This window comes from Methylomonas sp. BW4-1, from assembly GCF_052474385.1.
Window position 1 is genome coordinate 819,934 of the sequence record NZ_CP184125.1, and the last position, 18,250, is coordinate 838,183.

13 protein-coding genes are annotated in these 18,250 nt (G+C 52.3%); 3 read left to right on the plus strand and 10 right to left on the minus strand.

Going from position 1 to position 18,250, the window contains the following annotated elements; genetic code table 11:
- The first annotated feature begins 29 nt into the window (after nucleotides 1-29).
- Complete coding sequence (locus ACH5Y9_RS03655; protein WP_445368557.1) at nucleotides 30-869, plus strand: class I SAM-dependent methyltransferase; 840 nt, start codon at nucleotides 30-32, stop codon at nucleotides 867-869.
- A gap of 23 nt (nucleotides 870-892) precedes the next feature.
- Here the strand turns inward: ACH5Y9_RS03655 and ACH5Y9_RS03660 are convergent, their stop codons facing one another.
- From ACH5Y9_RS03660 to ACH5Y9_RS03675, 4 genes are all read right to left on the minus strand, one after another.
- Nucleotides 893-2,902, minus strand: a complete 2,010-nt coding sequence (locus ACH5Y9_RS03660) for a TonB-dependent receptor plug domain-containing protein (protein ID WP_445368558.1) — start codon at nucleotides 2,900-2,902, stop codon at nucleotides 893-895.
- A gap of 524 nt (nucleotides 2,903-3,426) precedes the next feature.
- Nucleotides 3,427-4,110, minus strand: a complete 684-nt coding sequence (locus ACH5Y9_RS03665; RefSeq protein ID WP_101055217.1) for a Fe2+-dependent dioxygenase — start codon at nucleotides 4,108-4,110, stop codon at nucleotides 3,427-3,429.
- Nucleotides 4,111-4,113: 3 nt separating this feature from the next.
- Entirely contained in the window at nucleotides 4,114-4,824 is a 711-nt protein-coding gene (locus tag ACH5Y9_RS03670; protein ID WP_445368559.1) for a PepSY-associated TM helix domain-containing protein, read from the minus strand.
- A gap of 119 nt (nucleotides 4,825-4,943) precedes the next feature.
- Entirely contained in the window at nucleotides 4,944-7,136 is a 2,193-nt protein-coding gene (locus tag ACH5Y9_RS03675; protein ID WP_445368560.1) for a TonB-dependent receptor, read from the minus strand.
- 435 nt (nucleotides 7,137-7,571) lie between these two features.
- On the opposite strand from ACH5Y9_RS03675, the gene ACH5Y9_RS03680 reads away from it, so the two are divergent.
- Both ACH5Y9_RS03680 and ACH5Y9_RS03685 read left to right on the plus strand, forming a co-directional pair.
- Nucleotides 7,572-7,781: a hypothetical protein gene (locus tag ACH5Y9_RS03680; RefSeq protein WP_445368561.1), complete on the plus strand. Its 210-nt coding sequence runs from the start codon at nucleotides 7,572-7,574 to the stop codon at nucleotides 7,779-7,781.
- A 42-nt stretch (nucleotides 7,782-7,823) separates the two neighbouring features.
- Complete coding sequence (locus tag ACH5Y9_RS03685) at nucleotides 7,824-8,069, plus strand: hypothetical protein (RefSeq protein WP_033155341.1); 246 nt, start codon at nucleotides 7,824-7,826, stop codon at nucleotides 8,067-8,069.
- A 66-nt stretch (nucleotides 8,070-8,135) separates the two neighbouring features.
- On the opposite strand, the gene ACH5Y9_RS03690 is transcribed toward ACH5Y9_RS03685, so the two are convergent.
- The 6 genes from ACH5Y9_RS03690 to ACH5Y9_RS03715 form a co-directional block, all read right to left on the minus strand.
- Nucleotides 8,136-10,244, minus strand: coding sequence for a peptidase domain-containing ABC transporter (locus ACH5Y9_RS03690; protein ID WP_445368562.1), 2,109 nt, complete (start codon nucleotides 10,242-10,244; stop codon nucleotides 8,136-8,138).
- Nucleotides 10,231-12,996 carry a M16 family metallopeptidase gene (locus tag ACH5Y9_RS03695; protein WP_445368563.1) on the minus strand — a complete coding sequence of 922 codons (2,766 nt, stop codon included), beginning with the start codon at nucleotides 12,994-12,996 and terminating at the stop codon, nucleotides 10,231-10,233. Before ACH5Y9_RS03695 ends, ACH5Y9_RS03690 begins: the two co-directional genes overlap by 14 nt.
- 970 nt (nucleotides 12,997-13,966) lie before the next feature.
- The gene (locus ACH5Y9_RS03700) at nucleotides 13,967-14,260 is read right to left on the minus strand and encodes a hypothetical protein (protein WP_033155337.1); all 294 of its coding nucleotides are present in this window, start codon (nucleotides 14,258-14,260) and stop codon (nucleotides 13,967-13,969) included.
- 449 nt (nucleotides 14,261-14,709) lie between these two features.
- Nucleotides 14,710-14,991: a hypothetical protein gene (locus ACH5Y9_RS03705; RefSeq protein WP_445368564.1), complete on the minus strand. Its 282-nt coding sequence runs from the start codon at nucleotides 14,989-14,991 to the stop codon at nucleotides 14,710-14,712.
- A 366-nt stretch (nucleotides 14,992-15,357) separates the two neighbouring features.
- Nucleotides 15,358-16,506, minus strand: coding sequence for a cupin domain-containing protein (locus tag ACH5Y9_RS03710; RefSeq protein ID WP_445368565.1), 1,149 nt, complete (start codon nucleotides 16,504-16,506; stop codon nucleotides 15,358-15,360).
- An 8-nt stretch (nucleotides 16,507-16,514) separates the two neighbouring features.
- A complete protein-coding gene (locus tag ACH5Y9_RS03715) occupies nucleotides 16,515-17,792 on the minus strand; it encodes an HlyD family secretion protein (protein WP_445368566.1) in 1,278 nt (425 codons plus the stop codon).
- Nucleotides 17,793-18,250 lie beyond the last annotated feature (458 nt).

The following is an 18,250-nucleotide window of genomic DNA, read 5'->3' on the forward strand; positions in this document are numbered from 1 at the left end:
AGCCGAATGCAAAGAGGGCTGAAGCGACTGTGATTCGAATATTGCTTGCCACCGCAGTTATCGCCGCGCTGGTTGCCTGTCCTGCGTCGGAGGACGCACATTCCACAGCGACGGGGGCGGGGCCGGTGCTGACACTGGAAGCAGCGGTTGCCGGCAAGTGGCGCGACCCGGCTAATGTTGCCCGCGACAACTGGCGGCATCCGTTGCAAACGCTGACGTTCTTCGGCGTGAATCCTCAGCAAACTGTGATCGAAATTACGCCGGGTTATGGTTGGTACGCGGAGATTCTTGCACCTTTGCTTCGGGAAAACGGCCATTACATTGCCGCGGTGATAAACCCTGAGAGTGCCGTCAAGAACAGCGCCAAAAACTATTATGCAAAGCAACTCAACGCGCTTGAGCGCAAATTGCGTGCTGCACCAAGCCTATACGGCAGTCCGGAGATTCGGCTGTATGACGAAGCCAAGCCGACGTTTGGCGCACCCGCTTCAGCGGATGTGGTGCTGACGTTCCGCAATGTCCATAACTGGCGGGAAGCGGATAGCGTGGCATTGATGTTCAAAGGTTTTTTCGACGTGCTTAAACCTGGCGGTACGCTGGGGCTGGTCGAACATCGGGCAAATGGCGATGTGGCGAACGACGATTTTTCGGGGTATATCGGCCAAAATCAGCTGATTGCCTGGGCCGGTGCGGCCGGCTTTGTATTGCAGGCTGCCAGCGAGATCAATGCCAACCCGTTGGACAGCAAAGACCGCGAGGGCGGTGTGTGGCGCTTGCCGCCGGCATTCAGTCGAGGCAGCAAGGATAGGGATAAATACACCGCGATGGGGGAAAGTGATCGAATGACGCTGCGATTTTTAAAGCCTTAAGCCTGTGGTTCGAGACCGGAGGCTTAAAACTCCCAAACCACTTTGCCGTAAACGCCGCGTTGCACTTCGGCAGCCTGGGTGAAAGTTTCCTGAATGTATTCCAGATGTTGGTTGTCCAATAAGTTTTGGCCGACCAGCGATAATTCGACGGCTTGATTGAGCTTCCAGGCCAGACGCAAATCCAGGGTGGTGTAGGCTTTAATGTATGCCGGCCCGCTTAAGGTAAAGGCGCTGGCGTTGTCCACATATCGCAGCCAGGCATCCAGTGTAACGTCCGGTGTCGGATTGAGCATCGCGCGCAACGAGGTTTTGTGCTGCGGCGATACTGCTTCCTGGTAATAGGGATTGCTGGTCAGCTCGGTTTTCAACACGCTATAACTTAGGTCCCAGCGCCACCAATCCAGCATTTTCCAAACTACCGAGGTTTCTACGCCATAGGTTTTGCCCTTGCCGGTATTGTCGATAATCAAAGGCTGTTTGATAAAAAACGGCATATTTGCCGGGTCTATCGATCCAGGATGATAGGAGCGCAGATTTTGATAATCGTTATAAAACAACGATACATCCAAGGAGAAGCTGTTGCTGGGGGTGTATCGATAGCCGGTTTCATAGGCTAGCACCTCCTCGGCTTGGTAAGCGTTGGAGCCGGTTACCGCGAGGGCCAGGGGTAAGGGCGTGCTGTTGGGGCTGGTCAGCGGCGGTACGACTTGGCCGATTAACTCCATATGCGCATCCACCCGCGACGGAATGCGGACGCCTCGGGAAATGGCTGCCCACAGCCGGTGGTTGGGGTCCGGTCCCCAGAGTAGGCGGGCGGTGGGTTGCACTTCGATGCCGGTGTAATCGTTGTGCTCCAGTTTGGAACCCAGCGTCAGCCATAGTTGCTCGTCCACCAAGGTTAATTGGTCTTGGAGAAAGGTATTGAAATAACTCTCGCCGCGTTGAGGTGGCGTGAAATTAACTAAGGTCTGCTTCACTTGGTTTTCTTTGGTATAGGTATACCGATAACCCGCTCCCCAGATGATGTCGTTCCAGTCGTTTAGCGCAAAGCGGTGTTGAAAATCGACGTCGCCGGTATAACGCTCTTCTTCAATAAAACTTTCTCTGCGGTCGTAGCTGTCAAAGTACAGTTGTAGGGCGTAATTTGACGTATCGGAAATGCGATGTTGTAGACGGCCCAGCAAGTTGCCGCCGGTCGCTTGTACCTGGTCGGCAATCGTTTCTCGATAAGGCGCGGTGAACGTAGCTAATCCGATTTGCTGGTTTAAATTGCTATGATAAACATCGCCTTGCACGGTGGCGGAGTCGGCGGCCGACCAGTCGGAGTCTATGCGAAAGCCGCCTTGCATTTTGCTCCAGGCATCGCCGGCGGGCTGGCCGTCGGCTCTGCTGAGCGTGTCACGATCAAAACCTTTGAGATAGGCGCGGCCGCTGGTGTTTTCGTTGAGCTTGCCGCCATAGCGGAATGCACCGAATCCGCGTTCCTCGCTACCGCCGCCAGCGCTGAGTAAGCCGCCTTGGGTATCGGCGGCATGTTTGGTGATGATGTTGATGACGCCATTCACGGCGTTGGCTCCCCACAGTGCCGCGCCGGAGCCGCGAATCACCTCGATGCGCTCCACATCCTCCAGCATGACATCCTGCATTTCCCAATACACACCCGAGAAAGCCGGTGTGTAGATATTTCTACCGTCGATCAGCACCAGTAATTTATTGGAAAACCGGCCATTAAAACCGCGCGAGCTGACGGCCCATTTGTTGGCGTCGATGCGGCCCACGTCAATACCGGGCGCCAGACGCAGCGCATCGGGAATGTTAGTGGCGCCGGCGCGTTTGATGTCGTCGTTGCTAATCACAAATACCGCCGCCGCCGCATCGCCTAGCGCTTGGGTTTTTTTGGAAACGGATGTGATTTTTACCGATAGCAGTTCTTCTAAATTCAACTCGGTTAAATCGGTATCGGCCGAAGCAATCTCCGTATGAATAGCCAAGCACAGCGCGCCTATCCAAACGGGGTAAAAGGTATTTTTCATTCTGTAGCAAATGGGGCATGGCAAGAGACAGCGTGTCTCTCGGGTTAATTCTTCAGTTGCAAATGTAGCGCAGCATCGATTTATCACAAAGTTTTTGTAGCATTTATGCATTCTACTTTGTCAGGCGCATAAAGGTGCTGGCCATTCCGGACCGCAAGTATCATGCTGCCCGCCTTAATGGAAATGGTGAACGCAAGAAAAGGCCGGTCAATAGGTCAATCTGTTGACGGACAGCGTTCTGCGCTCACAGGTGCGATGGAATGTGCTGTGCGTGAGGGCCAAGCAAATAGGGGAGGAGGGGATATGCCCTTGGTCGTTGGCGGGCGGGATGAAGATAAAGTTTTCAGCGGTATGCCAACGGCAGTTGCACGAGGACTTAAGCTGACGCAGTTTGCTTTTACCCGGCCCTGATATATCAGCGGCCCCGCGCCGCCCAGGGCCAAAAGGGCTGCGCTAAGGTTGCCGCTTTCTAGGGATGACGATACTGGGTCTACATAGGAGCCGGAATAACTATCAGGCGGGTTTCACACCTCCGCCCACATCCTCAGCAGGTTGTGGTAACAGCCGGTCAGGTTGACGGTCGGCGCGGTGTCGCCTTGGGTGTTGCGCAATTCCAGGATAGCCATGTCCATTTCAAATAACAGGCGGCGGCGTTCGGTTTCCCGCACCATGCTTTCCAGCCAGAAGAACGAAGCCAGCCGCGCGCCGCGCGTCACCGGTTCCACCCGATGCAGGCTGGAACCGGGATACAACACCATATCCCCAGCCGCGAGCTTCACGGCGTGTTCGCCGTAGGTGTCTTCGATGACCAGTTCGCCGCCGTCGTAGCTGTCAGGCTCCGCCAGAAAAACCGTCGCCGATAAATCGGTACGCACCCGTTCGCCGCTGATCGGGCAGTGGCGGATAGCGTTATCGATGTGGTTGCCGAAGGTGTTGTGTTCTCCGGCATAGCGATTGAACAAGGGCGGGAAAATTTTTTTCGGCAGAGCAGCCGACAGAAACAGGGGATTGCGATTCAAGGCGTTCAGCAGGATGGCACGGGCCGCCTGACTTTGCTCGGTTTGCTCCGGCAGTTGCCAATTGTTTTTGACCTGTGCCGACTGACTGCCGGCGGTGATGCGGCCATCCGCCCAAGGCGCGTCGGCCAGCATATCGCCAAGCTGTTGTAGTTCGGCAGGGGATAGGACTTCTGGAATTTGGATCAACATGGTCTAACCCGAGATGGCTTGCAAGGCAAAAAACACCGCCAAACTCATGGAGCCCAGCCCTAAGCCGGCGGCGGCCAACCGGTTGCCGTGCAGCCTGGTCCACAATAAAGTACCGGTTAAGGCTAGCAGGATCAAACCGCCCGCCAAGGTATCCACCAACAGCACCCAGCCCACGCCCATGCCAGTACCTTTGTGCAGGTTGTTCAAAGTGGTCAACAGGTTGGCGTCGCCTTGCTTGACCGTGACAAAGGCGTTGCCTTCCCAATAGTCGGCAGACAACAGTTTTTGCGGATTGCGCACGTTGATCTGCCAGGAGGCCGGCTGCTGAACCGGTTGATTGTTCCAGGTTACGGTTTTACCGGGTTCCTTGCGAATTTTGGCGTGGGAGGTATCGACGCCCAGCGTTTCACCCAGCCAGGCCGCCATTGCTTTCGGGTCCGCGGGATGCGGTTCCGGCAAGGCCAGCTGGATTTCTTTTTGTTCCATGCGACCAATCGGAATTTTCAAGATGTCACGATGATTCATTAAAATCCCGGTAAAGCCGAACAGCAAGCCCAAGGCCGCGCCCCACAGCCCGAACCAGGCATGGGTGCGGCGCAGCCATTTCAGAAAGGCGCCGCGCGACAGGCTTTTCGGTAAAAACAAGTAGCCGCCGTTGGTTTTCTTGGGCGGGCGGCTGGCTGGCGTCAATAATGAGTCGGTTGCGGTGTTCATGGGTCGGGTTCCAAAAGCGGGCTATGGCAATTGCAAATAAGGGGTTTTGCGGATTGGGCGGAACGGTTAAACCATCTCACCAATGGCGGATGTTGTTTAACCGTTCGCACACGTCGAGTTTAGTATTTAAAGCTCACCGTCAACTGCCCGGACACCGGCGTGCCCGGCAAGGCAGAGTTGGTTTGTCCGGATTCGTAGTAGACGGTATCGGTCAGGTTGAACACGTTGAGTTGCACGTCGTAATGTTTTTGGTGATAAGCCACCACCGCATCCAGGCGGGCGTAACCCGGTAATACCGCTTCGTTGACGCTGTCGGCATAACGGTGGCTGGCGTAGTAGACGCCGCCGCCGATCTCCCAGTTGTCGGTTAGATGATAGGTGCTCCAGGCTACGCCGCTGTGCTCCGGCACGTTGACGGCTGTCATCCCCTCGAACGATTTCACTAAGCCGCTGACCGAGCCGGTGGCTGTTGATGTGGATTTGCTGATTTTCGAGTCAAGATACGCATAGGTCAGCGACACATCCCATTTCGGCAACACTTCGCCGGCCAGACCGGCTTCGAAGCCGTCCGTACTTTGTTCGCCTGCGAGGATTTGCAGATTGGCATCCAGCGGTGAGGTAGTGCGGGCGTTGGTTTTTTCCAGGCGGAACAGGGCGGCGGTGGCCGATAATTTGCCGTCGAACAGCTCCCATTTGCCGCCGATCTCATAGTTATGATTCTGCTCCGGTGGCAGGTTGGCGTTGTTGGCCGACAAACTCAGGCTTTCCGCAGACGGATTAAACGACTTGCCGTAGCTGAAATAGTAAGACTGAGCTTTGCTGGGCTGCCAGACGATGCCGCCGCGCGGGCTCCATTGATCGACGCTGCTATTGAAGTCGGCGCTGCCTATCCGATCAGTCTGTTGCGCCTCGAACACATCGTAGCGGGTGCCGGCCAGTAATTTCCATTCCGGATTGATCTCGAATTGATCCAACACATAACCCGCGTAGGTTTGGGCTTGGGTCAGACGGCTGGTGTCCAGGGTGCCGCTGAAGTCGTAGGCCAAGCCGGTAACGCTGGCGGTAAGGCGCGGATTGAATATCGACACCCGGCTGACGCCGGTCGAGTTTTTCGATTTGTAATCGTACTCTTCCCAACCGAATTCGCTACCGAACATCAAGGTATTGTTAAAGCCGAACAAGGGCTTTTTGTAGACAAAGTCGGTTTGGTTGTAGATGTTTTCCTGAGTATTCAAGCGCAAGGCTTGCGAACGGGCGATGGTACCGGCATTGGCGCCGGTATAGGCCGCTGCGCCGGAATACAGATGGGTCAGGTATTTACGCTCGTAGTCGCCGTAGCGGATCGAGTTTTTAACCGAGAAATCCTGGTTGAAACGGTGGGTTAACGCCACCGTAGCCACATTGACATCGGTGTCCATCATCCGGTTATCGGTGAAGCCATAAAAGGTGTTGATAGGCACGCCGGCCGGCCGGCCTCGATACATGGGTACGCCGTAATCGAACACACCTTCATCCTGTTGGTGCAACAGATTTAGCGTCAAATCGGTATCGGCGCTGATGTCCCATTTGAACGAAGGCGCGATACCCCAGCGATTGCTGTAGTTGTAGTCGCGATAGGAATCGGCATCCTGGTACATCACATTCAGCCGGGCCGATAAATCTTGATATTTGGTTTCGGCGTCGATGGCGGTGCGTTTGAAGTCGTACAAGCCATAAGTAAAGCTGCCGTTAATTCCGGTTTTGCCGGTCGGCTTCTTGAAAACCTGATTGATGACACCGCCGGTGGCGCCGCGACCGAATAAAATTGACGATGCGCCTTTCAGTACTTCGGCTCTTTCGATGAAAAAGGTGTCGCGAGTGTACTGGCCGTTGTCTTTGACCCCGTCCAGATATTGGTCGGAGCTGGCCGCGAAGCCGCGCAAGGTAATGGAATCGCCGGTACGGCCGCCTTCGCCGGCGGCAATGGTCAGGCCGCTGACATTGCGTAAGGCATCGCGCAGGTTGAAGGCGTTTTGCGACTCGATCAGTTCTTTTTTTACCACGCTGACCGATTGCGGAATGTCGCGCAGCGCCATCTCGGTTTTGCTGCCGGTGGTCGAGGTGTCGGCTTTGAAGCGAATGGCTTGTTTTTCGCGGTTGGCTTTGACCTTGACGTCTTCCAAAACCACTTCTTGATCATTGTTGGCCGCTACGTCGGCGGCCGGGTCAGCGGCGAATGCCGCTCCGCTCAGAGCCGCGCCCAGCGGCAATAAAGCCCCCAAGCGCCACTTGGCAGGGGTGTTTTTTTTCGTGGTCGAATGGTTTGCAGACATAGTATTCCCGTAACTGAATAAATAGTGCTGGCTGCCTGGCTGGGAATGCTGGGTGGCTAAGATTTTACGAACCGACAGTTATTGTCCGTCGGTTATTGATCGCTATTCGAGATATGCGGCTCCAAAAAGCCAAGAAATAAGATCATTCTCAAATAATAACGATTCTCATTTTATTTTTTTTGAGGCTAATGTCAACTTCGGAATTTGCGTGCAGACTGTTTCCCAATTCGAAATCAAAGCTTGGATAGGCTTAAGTTTTTGAGCGCATTCCAGCCGTTTCGGGCGCTCGACAGCCTAAAGGCTTGCGGAAATTATCCTTTAGGCTGCAAAACCAACGGCGAGTTAATAGCTGAAATTTCAAGGAGGAAGAAATACTTTACTTTTCAAATGAGAATAATTATCATTTAAGGCAGATTAAAAATCAGCTGCCGTGACGTGAAAAGATTATTCCCCTTATTTAGAGAACCAGAGGCTGTGCGCTTGGCAATCGCTCCGGAAGTTTTGGCGGCGTTGGTCGAAAAAGGCGAAATCCATGCTACGGATTTCCGATGTCTTGATTTAGGGTCGAAACAAATCGTTTGGAAAATGTTCTTGTCTCAGGCCAAAGCCAAGCTCAGTCGTGGTTTAACGAATCCCGAGCTTTAAGTTTTTTACCCAATCCCTAACGATTTTTGAAGGAGTAAACGTATGAGCAACAAACCCTGTACCCACGAATGCTTGGCGGCGACGGCGTTAAGCAAGGTATTGATTTGCCGCGAATGCGGCGTAGTCCACCTGCATTTGCAGAACATGTCATTGCGCCTGGAAGTGGCCGATTTTCTGAGCTTTGCCGACACCATGGCCGAAGCCGCGCACCAGGCCAGAGCCGGTCAAAAAGACAAAAGCAAACGCGCCGGCTTTACGGTGGTCAAATCCAGCACCAGACTCAATTAGCGAAACCGCACTTGCCGGAAAATCCCCCGGAGGTTTGCCTAAAATACTGGGATGGCGGAATAGCCTTCAGAAACTACCCATTCTGCTTTCGCTGTATATGCCGGCATCCAGAGACACGACTCTGTCCGCCATGCCTATGGTTTCCGGCCGATGGGCGATAGTTAAGCGGGTGATGCTTAACGAATTGATTGCCAAATTCACTTTCCGCTCTGTTTCGACGTCCAAGTGGCTGGTCGCTTCGTCCAGGACCAGTACTGACGGCACTTTGTAGAGGGCCCGCGCGATGATGAGCCGTTGCTTTTGCCCGCCGGAAAAACTGCTGCCCATGTCGCCAACCTGGGATAGATAACGCATAGGCAGAGCCTCGATTTCATGGTCGATGCCGGCGAGTTGAGCGCTTTGTTTAAGTAGCTCGAAATTGGTTTGTAAGTCGAATCCGGAAATATTTTCCTGAAGGCTCCCGGAGAATAACTGGTCTTCCTGCAACACCGCCCCCACCAGCCGGCGCCAGTTTGCCAATCCGAATTGGCTTAAAGGCATGCCGTCGATTTCAATGACACCCTCGGTCGGTTCCAGCAAGCCCAAGCAGAGTTTGACCAGGGTACTCTTTCCGCAACCGGAAGGGCCGACGATGGCGATGTGTTCGCCGGGTTGGATGGACAGATGCAAATTGCGAAATACCCACGGCATATTCGCGCCGTAGCGAAAGCCCAGGTTTTTAAACTCGATGCTGGGGCTGAAATCCTTTCGATTGATGACTTTGTCCGCCGCGAAGCCGTCGGTATGTTCCTTTTCCGCCAAGACAATATCCGCTAAACGCTCCACATGCAGACTGATCATGCGCATGGACATCAGGTTGTCGATCAGCCGTTGCATTCTCGACGTAAAGTCGTCCTTGTAGGAAATAAACGCCATCAACATGCCGACGGTCAGGGCGTTGTCCATGACCATGGTCGCGCCGACCGCCAGCACGGCGATGGCTTCGGCGGCAAACACCGCGCTATAACCCAGCGAAAATCCCAGCGACATTTTTTGCGCGCCGATGCGTTTATTCACGCCGGCGACGAACAAATTCAGCCAGCGTGCCCGGCGCTGCTCTTCCAGACCCGCCAACTTTGTGGTGTGAACGGCGCGAATGCTTTCCAGAAAATGGCTTTGCGCCTTGGCCTCGTGTGCCAGTGCTTCATCGGTTAAGCGATGATAGATTCCATGGGGCAAAACGCGGATTAGCAAATAGGCCAATACGGCGGCGACGGCGAAAGCGCTCAGCGTGGGGCTGTACAGCAACATCACCGCCAGGACAATTAAACCGAATCCGCCGTCCAAGACCACTTCCACTAATTTGCCGGTCAGCGTCTGTTGAATGGCTTGCATCGATTGAAACCGGGATACGATATCGCCGGTATGCCGTAGTTCGAACCAATGCACGGGCAGCCTTAACAAGTGGCCGATAATGCGGCCGGCCCATTGCAGATTGAATTGTGTGGCCAGCACGATGGCCAGCCAGCTTCTAACGGCTTCCAACACGATTTTAATCACGGCAATCAAGGCATAGGCCAAGGCTAATACCAACAGGAAATCCCGGTCGCCGGACACAATCGCACCGTCTACTATCCATTGGGCAACTATCGGTGTCAGCAAGGCGAATAATTGCATGGCAACGGCCAATACCGTGATTTGCGTCAAGCTCCGGATCAGGCCGTCCACCTTGCCGACCAGTTTAGCTAGGGGAATACGCGACCTCGGCGTAATACGTTCGAACGCCGGCGCAGGCGTCAGTTCCAAGGCCACGCCGGTAAACAGGGTGTTGACTTCGGCTATAGCCAGCTCCCTTTCGCCCTTGGCCGGGTCGTGGACCAGCACCCGGCCGCGCCCCACTTTTTTTAGCACGACAAAATGGCTCATTTGCCAATGCAAAATACAGGGGAGACTGAGTTGGTCGAGTTCCGCCAATTCCAGGCGTAGCGGTCTGCACGAGAACCCGAGCGCCGCGCCGATACCGACCAAATCCATCAACGTGGAGCCGCGTAGCGACACCGCATACTTGGCGCGTAAGTCGCTCATGCTGTGTGCGGCACCGTGGCAGGCGGCGACATAGCCTACACAGGCCAGGCCGCATTCGGCCGCGGTGGTTTGCAAGTACGACGAATGGTGCGCGTGCTTAAGGTGCTTCATTGTTGGTATCGACAAACACTTCCAGCAACTGATCGGGATTGATGTGGCGGGCAATCGCCGTATTCACCTGGGCCAGCGTCAAGGCTTCAACGCGGGCATTGATGTCGGCGTAGTAGTGCATGTCGCGCCGTAAGCGTAATAGCAGATTCAGCTTGCCGAATAGCTTGTCGCGATCCAGTTTGCTCAGATCGTTGCGATGGCGCCAGTTCTCTTTTGCACTGTCGAATTCCGCAGCGCTGAGGCCGTCTTTAACCAGCAGCGCCAGTTCCTCGTGTACGGCTTTGGAGAGTTGTTGCCGCAGGGCCGGCGCATAGGTCGCGCTTATGGTCAGGGTGGCGCGCGGTTCGAAGGCGGAAGCGCTCATCTTGCTGGCCACACCGTAGGAAATCCCCTCTTGTTGACGCAGGCGGCGACCGAGGCGGGATTGAATCGCATCCTCGCCCAACGCGACATTCGCCAGCATTAAGGTCAGGGTGTCAGTCTCGTCCGCTTGCAACGGTTGTCTAAGCTGTGCTGTGTAAATGCCGTGCGCGCCATCGGCTACGGTCATGACATGCCGGCCGGGTGCCAAAGTGGTGTAAGGCAGGGGCGGCCGCTGGTAGGCCTGCTTGCTGCGCCAGGGACCTAACAGGCTTTCCAACTGCCGGCGCGTTGCGTTGGCATCAAACTCCCCGGACAGCAGCAACTCTCCATTCGCGCCGTAGTAATCGGCATGGAAGGCTTTTACATCGTTCAATTCGATGCGCTCCAACGCGGCGAGCGCTTCCGCCATGCCGGGCTCGCGGCGGATGTCGCCGATAGGGTATGGGCTGGTGAGTGCGGTCACGGCTTGTTCCGCGACGACTTGCGGTTTTGCGCCCAGGCTTTGGTAGGCGACGCGCAACTGATTGCCGATTTCCTTGAATCCCTGCTCCGGCAGTGCCGGATGACGAAGAACATCGATTAGAACGTCCAGAAATTCCGGCAACGACTTCGCGGGCAGATCGAAGCGAATCGCCAAACGGTCCTCCATCGGCGTCATCGACAAGTGGGCATCCAAACCCACCAAGCGATCAAACAGTTGTTGCCGATCTAAACTGGCCGAACCGTGCGCCAACAGGCTGCCGGTAAGGTCCGCCAACATACGTTTGCCAAGCATGCTGTCCGCCGTGCCCATGCGCAGATTCCACTGGCCCTGCACCCGGCCGGTCGGTATGGGCTTGGGCCAGAGCGCAACCGCCAGCGACTCGTTAATGCTAAAGCGCTCGATTTGTGCATCAATAGCCGCCGCCGTCACATCGTTAGCCACTGGGCTGGCGGTTTCCGGCAGGCGCGCAGGCGCGGACGCGGGGGATGGTTCGGCGGTTGTCGCTTGCGGTACGAGGGCTTCTTTCCGCGCCGCGACACTTGCCGCATGCCGACTGCTCATCAACTGGGCAACCGGGAGACCTTGCTGGAAAAGCGTTTTAGCGGTTTGTTGAATCTCCGGCAATGACATTTCTTGGGCCGCGTCAATGCTCTCGAACCACAGCCGCCAGTCGCCGAGGGAGGCAAATTCAGCCAAACGGTAGCCAAAAGCGGCGGCTCGGGATTGCACGTGTAAAGCCTCGTTGCGGATCAAGTTTTTGGCGCGCTCCAGTTCTGTTTCCGTGAACGCGGTATCGCCCAGCGAATGCACTTGTTCTGCTAAGGTGTGTTGAAGTTGTTCCAACGCTTCGTTATCGGCTGACAGCGGCAGCGCGGTTACTTCGAATGCACCCCCATTGCGCAATAGCAACGGCATGGCCGAGACAGAGGCTGCCTGTCCGGCACTAACCAGCGATTCATGTAAGCGACTGGCGGGTGAACCGGCCAGCAAGCCGCTCAGCAGGCCCATTGCCGCTACATGCTTGGCATCGAACGAATGGGGTAACGGATAAAATAACGAGACGGAAGCAACATCGCCGTCACCGCGAAAACTCGTTTGCGGGTCGCCGCTCTCCCGCCTGGACACCGCCTGGAATACGGGTGGTGGCCCGATTTTGGGCGATTTAAGCTCACCAAAATGAGTTGCCAATTGCTTCCAGGTTTCGGTAAGGTCAAATCGACCGGTAATGATCAACAGCGCATTGCCGGGACGATAGTGTGTCCGATAAAAAGCTCGGGCGTCTTCGATGGCGATACCGCGTAATTCAGCTTCGTTACCTATCGGCGGGCGTACATAGGGGGCAAAGCGAGTAACAACCGGCAGTATTTGTTGCGCTAATTTTTGCTGATGATTGCTATCGCCAAGCTCTTTTTCCCGCAATACCACGGGTAATTCTCTGGCAATATCCGTTTCCGTAATCGTCAGTTTATGCATGCGCAAGGCTTCTTGTTGCAGCAGCCAGTTCAGCGTGGGCTGGTCGCTGGAAAAGGCCGTGTGGTAGATAGTGCGGTCGAAATGGGTATTGCCGTTATAGGCAATGTTGCGGCGCGCCAGCTCGCTCACCAGCGAATGATTGTCCGGCGTCGTCGGCGCGTTAAACAACAGATGCTCCAGCAAATGCGCAAGGCCCGACTTGCCCACAGGATCGGCGAGCGAACCGCTGAAATAAACCAGCGTCACCGCCGTCTGCTCGGCCTTGGTATCGGGAACCAACACGGCCCGGAAACCGTTCTCGAATCGCCGTTCGATCGCGCCGTACTTCTCGGCGGCGGCGCCGTTTGTATTATTTTCCGTGGCGTGCCCGCTACCAACGTTGACGAGAGTTAGTATTAAACATGCTATTAAGGTCGAGCGGGTAGGGTTCATGGGTAAGATTCCTTTCTAGGGTTGGATAAATGGATTAAGCGCTCATCAGTTTTGGAAAGTGCGCTGGCATGAGAACTAAAAATTCGTCAGATTTTGTTTCTATAATCGGACGGAAATAAAAAACTCAATTTTTGAAATAAGACCATGCAACTAAGAGAATTGCCGTGGAATTAAGCGCATGAAGCAAAAACTGCATTCTGTTAATTTTGTCTTCGGACTTGCCCAAGGTATTTTTAACTAACATCTCTAAAGAAATACAGAGTGCCATCACAGCAAAATATAAGCTAACAATTAGGTAAATCATTTTATTAGCCCTAAAACGATAAATCGTATATTCCTGGTCGTTTCGAATGGAGAAGCGATTCCGAGGAATGTAGATCTCAATTTCGTCCGATTAAGTTTTACTAATCCGGTCTACGGTTTTTTCCGAGATGTTCAATTGATATTTCGTCGAAACGGTTTATTTGATGGCCAAAATCGCCGATAAATAACAGAGATAATGCTCAGTAATAAAAATATCCCCGAGATCAGAACAATATTGTCATGCAGTGCTTTATCTTGTGTCACTAACTCTGAAGCCGCGCCGGCACAAATAAATCCCGTCACTAAGTAAGTGGTTATATCGCGTCTATACACGAATTCGGCTGCTTGTCTTCCCGAGAATAGTTTTTCGATGTGATTTTGGTTTTTTTTAAAATAAAAAAAACCTGACAGAAATATTGAACATAAAGCGATGTACAACACAATCGATTCCTCGCCATCGAGATGAGAGGCGATATCCGAAGTTGCCTTTGGAAACACGAATATTAATACCGCAAGCGTCGATAATAGGGCGAAAACCGACGCGATGATAATCAGAAACGGGTTATATCTCATGAGTAGTACCGATAGATTAATTTAATACTGCACCGGTAAGAAAGACTCAAAATGGCGAGAGAGCCTTTCTTTTGGTATCCCTTTGTCGAATACATTAACTACCGTCCCCATCCTCTCCACCTAGCAAATTACTCAATACGCTTTGGATCGGCGTGTGTTGGTTCAGATATTCACCAATAGTCCAGCCCGCTAGTCCGGCAGCGGTTACTGCCGAAGCGGCCACGCCAAAATATCCGGCGGCGGCTATTTGCTGTGCTGTTGTCAACCCGGCCCATTGCGCCATGCCCATACCCACACCAGCACCTAAAGCGCCGGCAATTGCTAGAGTATCTGCTTCCGATAAGCCGCCACCAACGAGTACCATTTCAGTAATTGTCAATTCACGCATATTGCTCTCCTTAGATATATTTGGACTGCATTGAAATATAAGTTTAAAAATAGGTTTTTCTACGTAGCTATGAATGGTGAAGTATATTTTTCAAATTACGTTTTCATAATTTGATACACGCTTCATGTAAAAATGCAGATTTCTATATCAGTAGTCTACCTACCGTTCCTAATATAAAAATATAAATAAATATCCATTCAATGCGATTTAAAGTCTTCATCGTCTTGCGTTTCCTGTATAAGTCGGTAACATCATTGATTGGCTGTGTTAATTCATAGGAATGAAAAATTGAAAACCAAAGAATTAAGCCTGAACTCGCTAATTGTAAAAACTCAAAAAATTCCCCCCTAGAAACAGCTTGTATGGCCATAATGACACTGAATATAGCGAGAAGCCTGATGGTCGTAACAGCAAAAAAAAATTTTTTACAGGTAAATCGGCTCGAATTGTCATTCACCATCGCCATCTTCTCCAAGCTGTGTGTTTGTGATATTGCTTGTGTGAAGTGCATTTACGACCTTGTCTAAATTTTGTGCAATGAACTTTTGAATATCGGTGTTCTCGTTCAATATTTCACCTAAGGTATATCCTATCTTAAAAGCAACTCCTAAATATCCCAATCCCTTAAACGTTGTAAGCGCTATTCTGGCATCCATAAATGGATGAATTTCAGATGGGGGAATAAAACCACCGCCGACAACAGACATTTCAGTAATAGTCAATTCGCGCATATTGCTCTCCATTTTTATGATATATAGATTACAGGTTTTATTTTTAGTGAAAAAAATATGAAAAAATCGGTAACCCCCTAAAATTAATTTTTATAATATAGTCTGGAACCAAAGTAAATAAACTCATAAGTTATACAAGCGGTTAGAATAATTGCTAAAGCAGTTCTTTTCCCTTTTGTTAAATGTGGTGTTGGCTTTGCAAATATGTGTATTGACAAAATTGCGCAAATCACCGCCAATGAGAGGCCAAAAATGGGTAAATAGATTTGATTCATTGGTGTCATAATAAAATCCAGTTTAAGGTTGACTATTATTCTTCTTGTGATCTTTGGTATGGAGATTTTAAAATGTCATTTATTTAGCGCTCTAAAACCGCTCAATAAGGTCGAGTGTCGATAATTGTTTCAACAGTTGATTCTCCTTGTCGGATAATTGCTTAGCATTTTTATTGGCTTGCAAGTTCTCGGCTGAACTGATGCCGGCAAGGAAGTCGGCGCTTTCGGTGTCGAGATTTATCTTGAAGCCGTTGGCTAATAAGGTCTTCTGATCGTTGGATATTGGTAGGAACGAGTTTATTCGAATGTTATTGCGCAGAAGGGCGGTGTTGTCCGATATGCCGGTTGGAGACAAACTGCCAATATTAAATCGCGATTTAACTCTTTGTTGTTCCGTAAAAGCGATGTAAAAATTATCGAGATTTTCCGGTTCGGCTAGCGTGCTTTGTAATAGCGGAGTAAAACTTTCAATAAGGTCCGTCGTATTGAGATAAGGGTTGATAGACCCCCGGCTTTCAATGCGGTCCGGCAGTTGATTGCCGCATAGCCAAAGCAGATAGTCCAATAATTTAGGCGGGAAGGTGCCTATGGCGATATGAAACGTCTCGTCGCCGGCGATAGGCAGGGCCTCGTGCCACCAGCCTCTTGGGATATACAACAAATCCCCGGCCACCAATACGGTATCCAGCACCGGTTCCGCCGGGCATTCCGCTTTATGGTTTAGGCTGGTTTGATGGTTTAAAGGCAATTCGAATGTGGGTTGATAGAGGCGCCATCTTTTGCGTCCGATCAGTTGCAAGGCGAACACATCGTGAGTATCCCAATGTTTGCCAAACGAACCGTCGCCGCCGAATGCCGCATAGGCATTGGCGTTGGTTTTTTCGCCGACGAATTGCGCCACGTCCATGCAATAGTCGTTAATTTCCGGGAGGTAGAGCTGTAGTTTGTTTAATACCAAGGTCGCACCGTCCGTTAAATAGCGGTACAAAACGTCTTTGACGATACGTGTGCGTTGTTCGCCCAGTTCCCAATAGGGCTCGGTATAGCGGCCTGGCTCGACCGGTCCGTCTTTAAATAATTTAATCTGCGTATTGGCGTTTTCCATGGCGTAAAGCGCCTGGTCGATATGCTTCCAGTTTAAATTGTTCTCGGACAGTACTTGGCGCTTCAGCCACCACCGGCTTTGGTAATGCGCGTCGAAAAATTGTGTTCTATCGATGCCGAAATGAATCAGTGACATAGCGTTCCCTAGTTATATTTGGTTAATCCGTAAAGCGGTTCGATCATCCACTCGATTAAGCGCCGCGTATCTTGTTCGATATCCGCCTCCACGATCATGCCGGATACCAGCCGTTTCGGTTCGCCGTACACCGACGCAAACTGCGAATCGAGTTTTACTGTGACGCGGTAATAATCGTCCGGTGGGGAATTGGCGAATAAATTCGGTAAGGTCTTCGATGAAACCGGATTTTTCGAGACGGTTGCGACCGTTCCGGAATACTGGCCGAACTTTTGATAGGGGTAGGCTTGGTAACGCAAACGTACTTTCTGGCCGGATTCGACAAAGCCGATGCCGCGCGTGGTCACGTACAATTGCGCTGTCAGTTCCGCGCCATCGCCAAGCAAGGTTGCCAAAGCATCCTTATCCGAAATTTGGCCGGGGTGCACGCTAATACCGGTGACCATGCCGTTAATCGGGGCGACGATAGCCAATTGGCTTTGAATATGGGTTTCCTGGATTTTTTGGCGGAGTATGCTTAAGTCTTGGTCGATATTGGCGATGCTGATTTGGGTTTTTTCCGGGGCGATGCGTTTTTCGTCCTCCAGCTCCAATTTTTTTCGCTCGAGTTCGTCGTAATCCCGCTTTAAATCCGATGCTTGGGCACGCAATAGCGTCAGGTTGTCCAGCTCCTCGTCCAATTTGTCTTTCGCAATAAAGCCGGATGTCGCCAGGCCGCGATGCTTATTCAGGCGCTGCTCCGCCAGGAGCAATCTTTCCTGATGCTGATTTATCTGTTGTTTGGCGTCGGCAATCGATACTTGTATTGCCGCCAACTGTCTGGATAGTGCCGAATTATTTTTGTCCTGCAGGGTGCTTAATTGGCGTTTTTCCCGGAGATTGGCTTCTTCTTCCGCGAGCAGTGCCGCTTCAAGCTGATCGGCGAATCGGGCTCCGCTGGCGTCCGACCGGTTTGTGAATGAAGAAAGATGGCGTTCGTCTCTTAACGTAAACAAGGTGTCTCCGGCATGAACCGTTTGACCTTCCTCAACATGAACGGCCGAAATAAGCCCTGGCGCCGGTGTGGCAATAATAATCGCGCCGCCATTTGGGACCAACATGCCGATAGCGTTGGTTCGTTTGGTGTAGGACGCAAAGCTGATAAATAAAACGGTTGCGGCGACCAGCGTCAACACAATCGCGAATACCAGCCACGACGACCAAGACCTCGCCAGCAGGATGTCGCCTTCCAAGCGTCCGGTCTGCGCTGCCATGGCTTCCGCGCGATAAAGATTCGTCGAGAACATGCGTCCTGCCTATCGGATTTCGATGTTTGACAGCGAAGCGTTTCGTTGGGCCGCTTAAGCTATTAACCCGGTCCTATTTATCCCAGGTGCCCGGCTCGGGCTGAGCGCGTCGAAGCCTGAGCGGGTTGGCCCTTCGGTACCAAGGGCATGGAGGCTAACGGTGTTTAAGGGCTGGGTTAATAACGTCGAGCTAAAAATCAGCTGTTGGATGGACTTTGCGGCTTTAGTAAGAAAGCCGGAAACGAAATGGCGGCTAGCGAAAAATGGTTTGGTCATAAGGTCCCCTGGATGAATTGATTAGCACCGTGAGGGCTGGCTAGTCAGGAGACATGGCTGGCAATACGCCTTCTGCGCGAAGGCTGAGTGGACTTTAAGGAAGTTCTTGCTCGCTGTCAACTCATATTGTGCGGTAGGTCTTGTTTGCTTAGTTTTGCAGCAGCCAAGGCTTCGACTGAATA

Bases quoted from the DNA above. Each gene is read 5' to 3' on its own strand.
- ACH5Y9_RS03660 (WP_445368558.1), bottom strand. From the start codon at position 2,902: ATGAAAAATACCTTTTACCCCGTTTGGATAGGCGCGCTGTGCTTGGCT.
- ACH5Y9_RS03665 (WP_101055217.1), bottom strand. From the start codon at position 4,110: ATGTTGATCCAAATTCCAGAAGTCCTATCCCCTGCCGAACTACAACAG.
- ACH5Y9_RS03670 (WP_445368559.1), bottom strand. From the start codon at position 4,824: ATGAACACCGCAACCGACTCATTATTGACGCCAGCCAGCCGCCCGCCC.
- ACH5Y9_RS03675 (WP_445368560.1), bottom strand. From the start codon at position 7,136: ATGTCTGCAAACCATTCGACCACGAAAAAAAACACCCCTGCCAAGTGG.
- ACH5Y9_RS03685 (WP_033155341.1), top strand. From the start codon at position 7,824: ATGAGCAACAAACCCTGTACCCACGAATGCTTGGCGGCGACGGCGTTA.
- ACH5Y9_RS03690 (WP_445368562.1), bottom strand. From the start codon at position 10,244: ATGAAGCACCTTAAGCACGCGCACCATTCGTCGTACTTGCAAACCACC.
- ACH5Y9_RS03695 (WP_445368563.1), bottom strand. From the start codon at position 12,996: ATGAACCCTACCCGCTCGACCTTAATAGCATGTTTAATACTAACTCTC.
- ACH5Y9_RS03700 (WP_033155337.1), bottom strand. From the start codon at position 14,260: ATGCGTGAATTGACAATTACTGAAATGGTACTCGTTGGTGGCGGCTTA.
- ACH5Y9_RS03705 (WP_445368564.1), bottom strand. From the start codon at position 14,991: ATGCGCGAATTGACTATTACTGAAATGTCTGTTGTCGGCGGTGGTTTT.
- ACH5Y9_RS03710 (WP_445368565.1), bottom strand. From the start codon at position 16,506: ATGTCACTGATTCATTTCGGCATCGATAGAACACAATTTTTCGACGCG.
- ACH5Y9_RS03715 (WP_445368566.1), bottom strand. From the start codon at position 17,792: ATGTTCTCGACGAATCTTTATCGCGCGGAAGCCATGGCAGCGCAGACC.